Here is a 12,750-nt window from a genome sequence, read left to right on the forward strand (position 1 = left end):
CCCGCCAGAGAGTGCTTCCTACCTGCGGCCTATCTCTTATCCGATTTCGGGGGCAAGAGTACGCGCAGAAGAAAGCGCTCGTCAACCGCGAAAATTCCGGGATTTTCGCGGAACTTCGAACAAAAAATCGCGTGCGACCACAGCCTCGGCTGAGGGATCAAGGTTTGAATTTGCTTGTTCCCGGAGGGCTAAGAAAAATATGAGACGTTTCAATTTTTCTCTTGAGTACGGCCTTCTCCCTCTGCTAGCTTGATCGATCATGCGTGGTCTTCGCCTCCCTCTCGCCGCTGTCGCCGCTGCCGCGGCAGCTCTCCTCTGCCCTGCCCGCGGGGCCCAGGCGCAGCAACTTCCGGAAGGCCCCACCCGCGACCTGGTCACCAGCACCTGCTCGCGCTGCCATGAATTCGACCGCGTGCTCTCGCAGCATCAAGACAAAGAAGGCTGGAGCGCCATCGTCAACAAGATGGCAGGACTTGGCCTGCAGGCAAGCGACGACGACATCGCGAAGATCGTGGATTACCTGGCCACGAACCTGTCGGCGGAGAAGATCGAAAAGCTGAACATCAACAAGATGACCGCAGTGCAGTTTGAAACCACACTCGGCATTCCTCGCCCCCTCTCCCGGGCCATCATCGAGTACCGCGATAAGAACGGTGACTTCAAAACCCTTGACGACCTCAAGAAAGTTCCGGGCGTAGACCCGGCCAAGGTCGAAGCAAAGAAAGACCGGCTGACAGTCTAAACTCGCTTCTCTGTCCGCAGCATTTTCCCTGGAGGTGTAGTCCAGAGCATCCGCCCCTGATGGGCGTTTTCCTCAATGAAAACGCCGCTGCACGCCCCTTCCGGGATATCCAGCAACAGGGAAATGCTCTTATGCCCCGTTTCTCTCAGCTTGCCTGGCGTTCGTGATGAACGCCTTCAACTTCTCAGGATCCTTCTTCCCGGGCGAGCTCTCAACGCCGCTGGCGACGTCCACGCCCCATGGGCGCAACGTCCGGATAGCCTCGGCCACATTCTGCGGTCTAAGACCGCCGGCCAGCACCACAGGCATACCCCGCCGCGCGATCTCAAAGCTGGCCCGCGCCAGGTTCCAGTCGAAGGCCGTTCCTGTGCCTCCGCTGGCAGAAGCAGTCTTCGCATCGACCAGCAGCCGAGCGGCCAACGCATCCTGCCCGATACGACGCGCGCTCGCCTCAAAGGCCTTCGCCTGTTCCAGCCCGGCGGTCACCTGCCAGTGCAGCGTCTGAAGAATCGTGACCGGCGTGCTCAGTTCTTTACGCAATCCGAGGATCAGTTCCGGGATGTAGTCTCCGTGCAACTGCACTGCTGTCAGTCCGGCATACTCCACCGCGGCGCGAATCGCGGCCAGATCGAGTTCGGCGAAGACACCGACCTTCTCGATCGATTCCGGAAGCTCCTGCACGATGGGCGCCACTTGCTCGGGCGTCACCCGCCGCGAGCTTTCGGCAGCGAAGACAAATCCAAGCGCATCCGCTCCCAGCTCCGCTGCAAGCTTCGCGTCATCAAGGTTCGTATTGGCGCAGATCTTTACCCACATGATGGCTATCCGATCAACTCGCGCAGCATAGCGCCCGGCGAGGGCTGACGCATCAGGGTCTCGCCGATGAGGAAGGCATCGAAGCCTGCCACGCGCAGATTCTCAACATCCTGCCGCGAAGCGATACCGCTCTCCGCAACCCTCACCACGCCTTCCGGAAGCTGCGATGCCAGCTCCACGGCACGTTCGATGGAGACATCGAAGGTCTTCAAATTGCGGCTGTTCACGCCGACGCACTCGCAGTCCAGTTCCATGGCGCGATCCAGCTCCTCCTGGTCATGCACCTCGCACAACACATCCAGACCATAGGTCCGTGCGGTATCGCGCAGCACCCGCAGATCCTCATTACCGAGCGCCGCCATGATCAGCAGAATTGCATCCGCGCCGGCGGCACGGGCTTCCAACACCTGGAAGGGCTCGACCATGAAGTCCTTGCGCAGGCAGGGAATCTTCACTGCACCCGAGACGCGGCGCAGGTTTTCAAGGCCGCCCTGAAAGAAGACCTCGTCTGTCAGCACCGAGAGGCAGGCCGCGCCTGCCGCCTCGAGCTCGGTGCCCAGAGCCACCGGTTCAAACTCAGCGCGGATCAAACCCTTGGAAGGCGACGCCTTCTTTAGCTCCGCAATCACCGCGGGGCCGGTCTTCGCACGCTCACGCAGAGCGCGGGCAAAGCCTCGCGGCGTATGTGCCGCCGCAGCTTCTTCCAGAGCGGCAAACTCCGCCGCCGCCTTGCGGGCAGAAACTTCTACGCGGGTATTGGCCAGAATACGTTCCAGATGAGTCGACATGCCTGTCCCCATTGTAGATACACTGGTGCCAGCATGAATTTTCGTCGCCTTTCGCTGTTGCTCGCCCTTACTGTTGGTGTCTTTACCGTTTCTGCCCGTGCCCAGTTGGGCGTCTATGGCACTGTGAATGTGCAGCAGGTGGCTGTGAACGGAAAGAATGTAGCCCCGGTGGGTGGAGGCGGTGGTGTTTACTACGATTTCAAGAAGATCGGCCGCATCAAGCTGGGCGCTGATGTTCGCGCCGGTACAGCAAGCAGCAGGCAGGGCAACTTCGTCGTTGCCCACGACGCAAATGGCAATCCTGTGAGCTTCAACTCGGTGGGAACCCGCGTCCACACGGCATTGGGCGGCATTCGTGCAAGCACCACCCTCCCGGTAACCTGGATCAAACCTTATGTACAGGGATCAGTCGGCTGGGGTGGAAGCACCTTCGATCCGGAAACAGTAGTTGACATCAATAACCTCGAGGCGGCAGTCAAGAAGTCGCAAAGCATCAAGGGCGGTCTCGCGTATGAGGGCTTTGTCGGTGTCGATCTGAAGGTGGCCCCCATCATGGATATCCGCCTGGCTGAGTTCGGCATCGGCGCCATTCACGCTCAGGACAAAAATCATGAGCTGAAGTCGATCAGCTTCGGCGTCGTCTTCCACCTGCCGTGAGGACAGATCTGGCATGAAAACAGAAAACCCGGCCATCTGGCCGGGTTTCAATCTTTATGGTGCCGAAGAGAGGACTCGAACCTCCACACCCTTGCGAGTACATGGACCTGAACCATGCGCGTCTGCCAATTCCGCCACTTCGGCACGGGATAACCACAACAGCGCGTCGTGGCCTTGCAGAAATACTAGTGTTTCAAACCTTTGCGGGCCTGTCAAACCAGGTAAGGAGCTTCCTGGAAGGAACATCTGCTTGCCCTTCGTTCCCCCGGCCTGTATCTTTTGTGAAACATCGCGGCCCCCGGAGCGTCTGAAGGAAGCATGAACGACCCGAAACAGGAACAGGTCATCCCCGAGGATCTCGCTCTGGAGATCCGTAAACTCGCCCACGATCTCTCCAATGCACTCGAGATCATCGTGCAGACCAGCTATCTGCTCTCCACCGCCGAGCTGAAACCGCCTGCCTCGGACTGGCTGGGCATGATGGACTCCGGTGTGCAGAAGGCGCTCGATCTGAACCTGCAACTCCGCAATTACATCAAGGCCCATAGCCCGAAATAACACGGACCAACTTACTTCGCCGCCGCCTTCGTCGCTGCGAACGAGCTCTCCGGGTACCACTCCGGCCTGCTCTTGGCGTCAGCAATGCGCGTCGCCAGTTGTGCCAACAGGCTGGTGAACTGGGCTGCTCCTACCTTATCCACCGGCTGATTCAGATCGTCCGATGGACGGTGATAGCGCCCCGCGACCCATGTATTGAAGGTCTTCTCCTCCGGTGAGCCCGGGGTCCAGCCGAACTTGAAGGCCAGGGCGGGAATCCCCTGTTTCACGAAGTTCACCTGGTCGGAGCGGATAAACCGGTTCTCGTCCGGCTGCTTGTCGAACTGCGGCTCAACATCGTTCAACTGGCATACGGCACGGGCGTCATTCCCCAGGGTCGACTCACCCAGGCCCTGAATCTCCAGGTAGCGCAGTGGGAACAATGGCAGATACATGTCCATGTTCAGGTCGGCGATGATCGCCGACTTCGGCACAGTCGGTTTGGTCGCGAAATACTGCGATCCCAGCTCGCCCATCTCCTCGGCGGCGAGCGCCACAAACAGGATCGACCGCTTTGGGCGAGGTCCTGAGGCCAGCAGCTTCGCCGCCTCGATCAACGAAGCCACACCGGAGGCGTTATCCATCGCTCCGTTGTAGAGGTTGTCTCCGTCCACGGGCCGGCCAATGCCCAGGTGGTCCAGATGAGCGCTGATGATCAGGTACTCCTTCTTCAGCTTCGGATCGGAACCCTCCAGCAAGCCAATCACATTCGGTGCATGAAGATGTTCCGCCGTCTTGATAGCAGTCGTTGCATGCAGCGTTCCTGGAAAGACGAAGTGCGCCAGCGGCTTGCCTGCGTCACCCGCGGCCTTGATCTCAGCAAAGCTGTGCCCGGCGGAGGCGAAGAGCTTCTCCGCCCCCTTCTCCGTAAGTGCGGCGTAGACCTTCAGGCCCGGCAGGTTCTCCAGTGCCGGATCGGCGTAGAGCATCACCGGCGGCGGTGCATTGCGGTTTCCCGCTGCGGGGTTCGGCGGAGTTCCCGGCCGCGGCGGTGTAAACAGCACCATGCCGATTGCCCCTGCGGCATGCAATGCCTTCCAGCGCTCCCCGGCGATGCGGGAATAGGCACGCTGCGGCCCCAGCAGGTTCACCGGAGCACTGCCGTAGATCACCACCACCTTGCCCTTCAGATCTTCCCCGGTGATGTCATCCATATGCTTCTTCGGTAACGACAAGCCATAGCCGAGAAAAACCATCCCCGCATCCACCGTTCCCGCCCCATCGACATGGGCGTTCAACTGCAGCTCAGCGGGCAGCTCGTACCGGACGTTATCCACAGCAAAGCTCGATTTTTCCACGTCGATGGATGTGGGTACGAATTCAATATCCTGCCCGTATCCATTGGTTCCCGCGGCCTTCAGGCCAATCTGCTTAAACTGGCTTTCCACATATTCCACAGCCTTGAAATATCCCGGCGAACCGGAGCGGCGGCCCTCCAGCTTGTCGTCGGCCAGGTACTGCACGTGCGACCACCAGGCGTTTGCAGCCGAGGTCCAGTCTTTTGTCTGGGCATGAAGAACTGAGGTGAGAATAAGCGCAGAAGCAAGCAGCGGGATACGCGGCACGGCGACTCCGGAATAAGGGATATGGGGAGTATGTCACGACGGAATCTAAAGAGTAATGACCGCGTAACGAGAATCCTCATCAAGTTCGAGTAGAGTGGCTCTACTCGGGCTCGCTATATCGCTCTCATTACCGCGAGATCATTGTGAACAATCAAATATCTACCAGGCTTCATGGCCTGGACACCCTTCGTGCGCTCGCCGTACTGGTCGTCGTGTTCTATCACCTGACCATCTTCGGCGAGCTGCCCATACGTCTCCTCCCCGTCACCTATCACGGCTGGATGGGCGTTGACCTTTTCTTTGTCTTGAGCGGCTTCCTTATCGGCCGGCAGGTACTGAGACCCTTGCCTGGCGGGCAAAGACTCTCGATCGCGGACTTTTACCGGCGGCGCGCCTACCGCATTCTGCCGGCGTATTTCACGGTCCTGGCGCTCTATGTCTTCGTGCCCGGCTGGCGAGACTTCCCGCGCATCATGCCGGTGTGGCAGTTCCTCACCTTCACCATGAACTTCGGCTTCACCTTCGAGCGCCGCGGCTTCTCGCATGCCTGGTCGCTCTGCGTGGAGGAGCATTTCTACCTGCTGCTGCCGTTGCTGGTGATCTGGCTCATGCGCCGGCCCTCGGCGCGTAAGACCACGGCTGTGATCGCAGGAGTCTTTCTCTTCGGAGTAGCGTTGCGATGGTTCCTGATCAGACGCTTCCCCGATGAGATCTGGACCAGCATCTATTACCCCAGCTATACGCGTCTGGATGGCCTGCTGACAGGTGTCGCTCTCGCGGTCGTGCGCACCTTCCGGCCTGGCTGGTGGCATCGCTGGATGCGGCACGGACATGCACTCTTTCTCACCGGAGCCGCATGTGTCGCCGTGGTGGTATGGATGTTCCGCAACCGGGACCTCGGCAACTCATCCGGACCGGCGATGTGGGGCGTTGTCTTCGGCTTTCCTCTCCTTGCCGCCGGCCTCGGCCTCATTACTGCATCGGCCGTCAGCGAGAATGGCCTACTCTCCCGGATACGCATTCCCGGCGCGGAGACGCTGGCGACCCTGGCCTTCGCCCTCTATCTCACTCACAAACCGATCGGGCACCTGGTCATGGTGCACTTCCCGTCTGTCACCACACCCAAAGGACCGGCCTCATGGCTGCTCTATGCCGTCACCTGTCTAGGTGCTGCCTGGCTGCTGCACGTCGCTGTCGAACAACCATTCATGCGTCTGCGCGACCGGCATCTTCATCGCACGGTGCCCGCGCCAGTAGCAGAAGAAACGACTGTCGCTTCCTGATGAAACTATCAACGGGGCAATGGCTTCAGATCTACCGCTGGAGCCACTCCCCGAGGACGGTATGCCAGACGAATGAAATTGTGAACGAGCGGATCGAAGGAATCAGCTCCGCGTGAATTGGCTTTGCGCCAGGCCAGCCCGATCTTCCATTTCGCTTCTTCCAGCCCGGTATCTACCAGGCGCACATTCGGCACGTGCATCAGATTCGCAGAGCGCGGCACCAGACTTACACCCACACCGCCGCGCACCAGATTGAGAACCGTAAACAGCTCATTAACCTCCTGCACGATGCGGGGACTGAAACCGGCAGCACGGCAGGTCCTCGCCACGTGATCGACAAAGCTGGAAGAGACGCTGCGCGAGATCACGACAAAGGGCTCATTGCGGAGACTGGCCAACCCCTTGCGGTAGGGCATGCCTCGCGGAATGGCCGCGACCAGCCTCTCTTCGAGAACCGGCACTGTCTCCAGATCAGGATGCTCGACGGGCAGGCGTACAAAACCAACATCGATATCGCCCTGTTCCAGAGCGCTAATCTGGTTCGGCGTCGACATATCCGCCATCGACACCTGCACCGCCGGAAAGCGCTGACGGAATCGCGTCAGAATATCGGGCAGGCCCGCAGCCAGCGAGGCGATGCCGAAGCCGATGCGCAACAAACCTGCCTTACCGTGTACAGCGAGACGCGTGATCTCTTCCGCCATCTCCGCCTCACGCAACAAACCCTGTGCACGCTCCCGCAGAATCTCGCCCGCAGGTGTCAGCGAGACCCGGCGATATCCACGCACCAGCAGCGGTCCGCCTACTTTCGATTCCAGCTTCTGGATTTGCTTGGTCAGCGCAGGCTGCGTGACATGCAACGCGCCTGCTGCCTCACCGAAGTGAAGATGTTGAGCAAGCACGAGAAACGAGCGCAATTCAGGGAGCTCGAGTGCCATTCCTGCAGGTTATCAAAATCGCTTCCACGATCTATTGGACAGAATCACAGAAACCTCCGAGCCTAATAACAGAGGTATTTCGCATGGCGCACTCGGTGGCGCATCCTGGCAGGGCGATCAAACGGGCTAAGTGGGCACTCGCCATGCTCTTTGTGGTGGATGGCGTCGGTTTCGGAACATGGGCAGCTCACGTGCCCGTCTTCCAGCAACTCCTTCACCTTGAGAATGGATCGCTCACTTTTGTGCTGGTGAGCCTTATCATCGGCGCCATCCTTACGATGCCCGTTACCGGGCACTTGAGTGAGCGCTACGGCAGCCGTCGAGTTGTACGAGTGGCGACCGTCATCTATGTCCTGATGGTCGCGCTTCTCGCGCAGGCTTCCAACCTGTTCTTCCTGATTCTCTTCGCCGGCCTGTATGGAGCAGCAAAAGGCGCGATCGATGTCGCGGTCAACGCGCAGGCCGTTACCGTAGAGAAACAATATGGCCGGCCGATCATGAGCTTCTTTCAGGGCTGCTGGAGCGCGGGTGGATTGTTCGGTGCAGGCGCCGCAAGTCTGATGCTGCAACGCGGCGGTACTGCGCGAATCGACCTCTCGATCACCGCAGGTGTGCTGGCCCTGTGCGGGCTGTGGGCAATGCCGTTGCTTATCTCAGAGACCGAACACCAAACTGGAAAGCCGCGCAAACCTGCGAAGTTCATGTGGCCCGATGCGCTTCTCTTGCGTCTTGCTGTCCTTGCCTTCTTTGGGCTGATGGCCGAGGGAGCGATCGGAGACTGGGCATCCGTGTATCTGCATTCCAATGTAGGCGTGACCCTCTCGCTTGCGGCTGCAGGTTACGCTGCCTATGCCATTGCGATGGCGGCCGGAAGATTCTCCGGAGACTGGCTGGCACAGCGTGTCAGTGGCAGAAACATCCTGCATGGAAGCGGCTTGCTGATCGCCGTGGGTATGGCCTGTGCTCTCCTCATCCCATCATGGTGGCCGGCGGTCGGTGGCTTGATGCTTACCGGAATCGGAATCGCAAATATTGTGCCCATCATCTGGGGCGCTGCGGGGCGCGATACACGCATGGGCGCCGGTCCAGCGATCTCGACGGTCACAACCATCGGCTATTGCGGCTTTCTCACCGGCCCTCCGGTCATCGGCTCGCTCTCTGTTGCCATTGGCTTACGCGCGGCGATGGCCGTCATTGCAATCGCCGGACTTATTGTTGCCGTTGGTCCAGTTTTGTTTCCAATAGAAGCCACCTCGCGAGAAGAAGAGAGACAAGTCATTAACGCTTGAGCCATTCGATCGGCAAATCAGCACGCCGGCAACGCCGGATATCGTTTTCGACTTCTACCAATCAGGATTCTGGTAAGCTGTTACTACTGATTTTGACGAAAGGAAGGAACCATGGAGACCATTAACATCCCCGGCGATCCCAGGACACCAGTCGAGTTCTTTCCCAACGTCTCGCGCAGCTAGACTCTCCCTTCGATAGATTCAGAGTTCTTAAGCGCAGCCTGCGGGCGGCACTCTCTCTCTATTTCTTTTTCAAACCTGATTGGTCTGCAGATATATCCCGCAGGCCCTGATTCCTCTGGGAGTCCTTATGAACGAACGTTCCAGTAAAAACGCGATACGCGAAGTACTGGCTTTTTTATTCAGTCACTGGCGCCGAGAACGATGGCTCGTGCTGTGGGTGGCGCTCTGTATGATCTCCGCCACCGCCGCGGACCTGCTGGTGCCTATCTATGCAGGCAAACTCGTAGACGCGATTGCGATGCATGGATCGCAGCGCTCCCCTGCCCTGCATAACGCACTGCAGGCAATCGCAATGATGGCAGTGCTGGGAATCGTGCTTACGGTGCTGCGGTACGTGGCGCTGGCGGGTATCATCCGGCTGACACTACGGCTGATGACCCGTTTTGCCAGCGAGACGTTCTGGCGAGTACAACGGTTTTCGACGGACTGGCATGCGAATAACTTCGCGGGTGCGATCGTGCGCCGCATCACGCGCGGCATGTGGGCCGTGGACATGATGGACGACATCCTGCTGCTGGAGATGCTGCCGGCGTTGCTGGTGCTGGTGGGCTCATCGCTGTTGCTCGGGCTCCATTGGCTCACCATGGGCATACTCGTGGCGGTCGGCGCAGTGGCGTACATCGCGATCTCTATCGCGTTGTCGCTGTACTACGTTGCCCCGGCGGCGCGGCTGTCGAATGCGCAGGATACGCGCATCGGCGCGTCGATGGCGGATGCGATCACATGCAACGCAGTCGTGAAGTCATTCGGAGCCGAGAGGCGCGAAGACTATCGGCTGGCGAAGATCGTGGAGAAATGGCGTAGCCGTACCTCGCGAACCTGGATACGGGCGACACTTAACGGAAGCCTGCAGACTCTTCTCTTGCAGGCATTGCGCACCGCGGTGCTTGTCTATGCGGTATGGCTGTGGTGGCACGGAAGAGCGACAGCAGGAGACGCGACTTTTGTGCTGACGAGCTACTTCATCGTGCAGGCCTATCTGCGCGACATTGGACAGCACGTACGCAACCTGCAACGTGCGGCCAACGAGATGGAAGAGATGGTGGATTTCCACTCGCATCCGCTCGGCGTAACCGATCGCGCCGATGCGAAGCCGATCCATGTGCGAGAGGGAGCGATCACCTATGACCGTGTGACATTCCGCTATGGAATGCACACGGAGCCGCTCTTCCAGGACTTCTCCCTCAAGATCCGTGCCGGAGAACGTGTGGGGCTGGTCGGCCACTCCGGATCCGGCAAGACCACCTTCGTGAAGCTGCTGCATCGCTTGTACGACGTGCATAGCGGAAAGATCGTCGTCGATGGCCAGGACACTGCCCGCGTGACACAAGACTCGTTGCGTGCGCAGATGGCACTGGTTCCGCAGGAACCGATTCTCTTTCATCGGACACTGGCGGAGAACATTGCCTATGGGAGACCAGATGCTTCGATGGAGGAGATCGAGCACGCTGCCCGGCTGGCCAACGCGCATGAGTTCATCCTGCGCCAGCCGAAGGGATATCACACTCTGGTCGGCGAACGTGGTGTGAAGCTCTCTGGCGGCGAACGGCAGCGTGTCGCACTGGCGCGTGCATTTGTAGCGAACACTCCGGTGCTGGTGCTGGATGAAGCGACCTCAAGTCTCGATTCGGAATCCGAGGCTCTGATTCAGGAAGCGATGGAACGCCTCATGGCAGGCCGTACCTCCATCGTGATCGCCCATCGGCTTTCAACCGTGCGGATGCTCGACCGCATTCTTGTCTTCGATCGCGGAAGAGTTGTCGAGGAAGGAACACATGAAGAGCTGGTACGACGTGAAGGAGGCACATACAGACGGCTGTTTGAGCGGCAGGCGCTCGGTCTCGTAGTGGACGATGCGGACACCGTAGACGACGAATCCGACTTCTCAGATAGTGTGGTCAATTACTAGGGCTAGCGATAGATTCGCAACCCATGCACCGGTGCCCCATGTCCTCAGGGACATAGGTGGTTCGCGCGAAGCGAATCAGGTGGGAGCCGTGGGCTTTCAGCCTACGATCTATCAACTCAATATAGAAATGGGCTTTTACCCCTGGGCTTTCCTGTCAGACAAAGAAGGCCCAGGGCTAAAGCCCATTATTTTTACTGCTTTATCAGCGGGCTGAAGCCCGCTGCTCCCACCAATCATGCTCTGAATGATGCGTTTGACGCTCGATAGTAAACCACCGACCATCCCATGCTGCCTTGGCAAGCTGATATCGTTCCAGTGTCATGCGAATGGACAGACGGCAGCTCCTTCATTTACTCGCACTCTCCGGAGCAGGTGCGGTGACCGTACATGGCTTCGGCGCTCCCGCCCGTAAGCGTCCGCCGAACATCGTCGTCATCCTGTCAGATGACGTCGGCTATGGAGATGTCGGCTGCTACGGGGCGCAGGATGTAGAGACGCCGCACATTGATGAGTTGGCGAAGGATGGTATCCGTTTCACTAACGCACACTGTGATGCGGCGACCTGCACACCTTCTCGCTACGCATTGCTCACTGGCAGTTATGCCTGGCGACGCGATGGAATCCAGGTTCTTCCAGGCGATGCGAAGCTTCTGATCCAGCCGGGACAGCCCACGATTGCATCGATTCTAAAGAAAGCGGGATACAGAACCGGGCTCGTCGGCAAATGGCACATTGGCCTGGGAAGCGGAGCTATCGACTGGAATGCTGAGATTAAGCCGGGACCGTGCGAGGTTGGCTTCGACGAAGCATTCTTCTTCGCCGCAACCGCCGACCGTGTACCCACTGTCTACATCCACGATCACCATGTCGTTGGACTTGATCCAGCAGACCCCATTCAGGTCTCGTATCGCACGAAGGTCGGAAACGATCCCACGGGACGGGAGAATCCTGACCTTCTCAAGATGAAGCTGAGCGAAGGGCACGACGGAACGATCGTCGACGGCGTCAGCCGGATCGGATTCATGACCGGAGGAAAGTCAGCTCGCTGGACAGACGAGAACATGGCCGCCACATTCACGGATAAGGCCGTCGAATTCATCGAAAACAATCACGACCGGCCCTTCTTCCTATACTTCACATCCAGCGATATCCACGTACCGCGCATGCCGAATGAACAATTCGCTGGGAAGAACGCCTGCGGCATCCGGTGCGATGTGCTGAATGAACTTGACTGGAGTGTTGGACGTATCGTCGAGAAGCTCAGAAGCCTGCGCCTTGAAGAAGATACGATCGTCATCTTCTCTTCCGACAACGGCCCGGTCGTGAATGACGGTTACGATGATGGCGCGGACCACCATACCGACAGCCATCCGCCCGCCGGCCCGTGGCGGGGCGGCAAGTACACCATCACCGAAGGTGGCACACGCATTCCCTTCATCGTGCGTTGGAAAGGAAATGTAAAACCCGGCGTCTCTGATGCGCTGATCAGCCAGTTGGATCTTACCGCGAGCTTGGCCGATGTCGCCGGAACACGAGTTCCTCGGGACGGCGCACCGGACAGCGAGAATGTTCTGCCGGCACTGCTCGGCCGCTCAAAGATTGGCCGTCAATCTCTCGTCGAAGAGGCGCAGTGCCTCGCACTGATCGAAGGAGATTGGAAACTCATCGATCGAGCGCAAACACCTGGAACTCACGCTCAGCCGTCGCGCAAATACATTCCCGATACCATCCTCGGCGATGCCCCGCGAGAAACTCCACCGCAGTCACCGATCGAGCTCTACAATTTGAATGCTGATCCGCACGAGCTGCATAACGTTGCGGCGCAGCATCCGGAGATCGTGAGCAGGATGCAATCGAAGCTTGCAGGTATTCGTTCGCGCCGGCCTCGCTAAGGGCTGGATGTAATCTCCTTGAAATCTGGAA

At 58.9% G+C, this 12,750-nt stretch carries 11 protein-coding genes and 1 tRNA gene; 7 read left to right on the forward strand and 5 right to left on the reverse strand.

Annotation, left to right across the window (positions count from 1 at the left end; translation table 11 throughout):
• Positions 1–259 precede the first annotated feature (259 nt).
• Positions 260–742, forward strand: a complete 483-nt coding sequence (locus OHL21_RS05415; RefSeq protein WP_263416230.1) for a helix-hairpin-helix domain-containing protein — start codon at positions 260–262, stop codon at positions 740–742.
• Positions 743–871: 129 nt separating this feature from the next.
• Here the strand turns inward: OHL21_RS05415 and OHL21_RS05420 are convergent, their stop codons facing one another.
• Positions 872–1,558 (reverse strand): phosphoribosylanthranilate isomerase, encoded by a 687-nt coding sequence (locus tag OHL21_RS05420; protein WP_263416231.1) that lies wholly within the window; start codon positions 1,556–1,558, stop codon positions 872–874.
• A gap of 5 nt (positions 1,559–1,563) precedes the next feature.
• Complete coding sequence (gene trpC, locus OHL21_RS05425; RefSeq protein ID WP_263416232.1) at positions 1,564–2,346, reverse strand: indole-3-glycerol phosphate synthase TrpC; 783 nt, start codon at positions 2,344–2,346, stop codon at positions 1,564–1,566.
• 33 nt (positions 2,347–2,379) lie between these two features.
• On the opposite strand from trpC, the gene OHL21_RS05430 reads away from it, so the two are divergent.
• Positions 2,380–3,003, forward strand: coding sequence for a hypothetical protein (locus OHL21_RS05430; protein ID WP_263416233.1), 624 nt, complete (start codon positions 2,380–2,382; stop codon positions 3,001–3,003).
• 57 nt (positions 3,004–3,060) lie between these two features.
• On the opposite strand, the gene OHL21_RS05435 is transcribed toward OHL21_RS05430, so the two are convergent.
• Positions 3,061–3,147 (reverse strand) — tRNA-Leu (locus tag OHL21_RS05435).
• Positions 3,148–3,321: 174 nt separating this feature from the next.
• Between OHL21_RS05435 and OHL21_RS05440 the strand changes: the two genes are divergently transcribed.
• Positions 3,322–3,561 (forward strand): hypothetical protein, encoded by a 240-nt coding sequence (locus OHL21_RS05440; protein WP_263416234.1) that lies wholly within the window; start codon positions 3,322–3,324, stop codon positions 3,559–3,561.
• 11 nt (positions 3,562–3,572) lie between these two features.
• Here the strand turns inward: OHL21_RS05440 and OHL21_RS05445 are convergent, their stop codons facing one another.
• Entirely contained in the window at positions 3,573–5,165 is a 1,593-nt protein-coding gene (locus tag OHL21_RS05445; RefSeq protein ID WP_263416235.1) for a M28 family peptidase, read from the reverse strand.
• A gap of 143 nt (positions 5,166–5,308) precedes the next feature.
• Between OHL21_RS05445 and OHL21_RS05450 the strand changes: the two genes are divergently transcribed.
• Positions 5,309–6,448 carry an acyltransferase family protein gene (locus OHL21_RS05450; protein WP_263416236.1) on the forward strand — a complete coding sequence of 380 codons (1,140 nt, stop codon included), beginning with the start codon at positions 5,309–5,311 and terminating at the stop codon, positions 6,446–6,448.
• Between the two features lie 8 nt (positions 6,449–6,456).
• Here the strand turns inward: OHL21_RS05450 and OHL21_RS05455 are convergent, their stop codons facing one another.
• Entirely contained in the window at positions 6,457–7,386 is a 930-nt protein-coding gene (locus OHL21_RS05455) for a LysR family transcriptional regulator (RefSeq protein ID WP_263416237.1), read from the reverse strand.
• An 83-nt stretch (positions 7,387–7,469) separates the two neighbouring features.
• Here OHL21_RS05455 and OHL21_RS05460 point away from each other — a divergent pair, with 83 nt between their 5' ends.
• From OHL21_RS05460 to OHL21_RS05470, 3 genes are all read left to right on the forward strand, one after another.
• Positions 7,470–8,675 carry an MFS transporter gene (locus OHL21_RS05460; protein WP_263416238.1) on the forward strand — a complete coding sequence of 402 codons (1,206 nt, stop codon included), beginning with the start codon at positions 7,470–7,472 and terminating at the stop codon, positions 8,673–8,675.
• A gap of 412 nt (positions 8,676–9,087) precedes the next feature.
• The gene (locus OHL21_RS05465) at positions 9,088–10,827 is read left to right on the forward strand and encodes an ABC transporter ATP-binding protein (RefSeq protein ID WP_263416239.1); all 1,740 of its coding nucleotides are present in this window, start codon (positions 9,088–9,090) and stop codon (positions 10,825–10,827) included.
• Positions 10,828–11,147: 320 nt separating this feature from the next.
• Positions 11,148–12,719 (forward strand): sulfatase-like hydrolase/transferase, encoded by a 1,572-nt coding sequence (locus tag OHL21_RS05470; RefSeq protein ID WP_263416240.1) that lies wholly within the window; start codon positions 11,148–11,150, stop codon positions 12,717–12,719.
• Positions 12,720–12,750 lie beyond the last annotated feature (31 nt).

This window comes from Terriglobus albidus, assembly GCF_025685425.1.
Classification (GTDB): Bacteria; Acidobacteriota; Terriglobia; order Terriglobales; family Acidobacteriaceae; genus Terriglobus; species Terriglobus albidus.

Coding starts and splice junctions, on each gene's coding strand:
- OHL21_RS05415 (WP_263416230.1), top strand. CDS start 260: ATGCGTGGTCTTCGCCTCCCTCTCGCCGCTGTCGCCGCTGCCGCGGCA.
- OHL21_RS05420 (WP_263416231.1), bottom strand. CDS start 1,558: ATGTGGGTAAAGATCTGCGCCAATACGAACCTTGATGACGCGAAGCTT.
- trpC (WP_263416232.1), bottom strand. CDS start 2,346: ATGTCGACTCATCTGGAACGTATTCTGGCCAATACCCGCGTAGAAGTT.
- OHL21_RS05430 (WP_263416233.1), top strand. CDS start 2,380: ATGAATTTTCGTCGCCTTTCGCTGTTGCTCGCCCTTACTGTTGGTGTC.
- OHL21_RS05440 (WP_263416234.1), top strand. CDS start 3,322: ATGAACGACCCGAAACAGGAACAGGTCATCCCCGAGGATCTCGCTCTG.
- OHL21_RS05455 (WP_263416237.1), bottom strand. CDS start 7,386: ATGGCACTCGAGCTCCCTGAATTGCGCTCGTTTCTCGTGCTTGCTCAA.
- OHL21_RS05460 (WP_263416238.1), top strand. CDS start 7,470: ATGGCGCACTCGGTGGCGCATCCTGGCAGGGCGATCAAACGGGCTAAG.
- OHL21_RS05465 (WP_263416239.1), top strand. CDS start 9,088: ATGATCTCCGCCACCGCCGCGGACCTGCTGGTGCCTATCTATGCAGGC.
- OHL21_RS05470 (WP_263416240.1), top strand. CDS start 11,148: ATGCGAATGGACAGACGGCAGCTCCTTCATTTACTCGCACTCTCCGGA.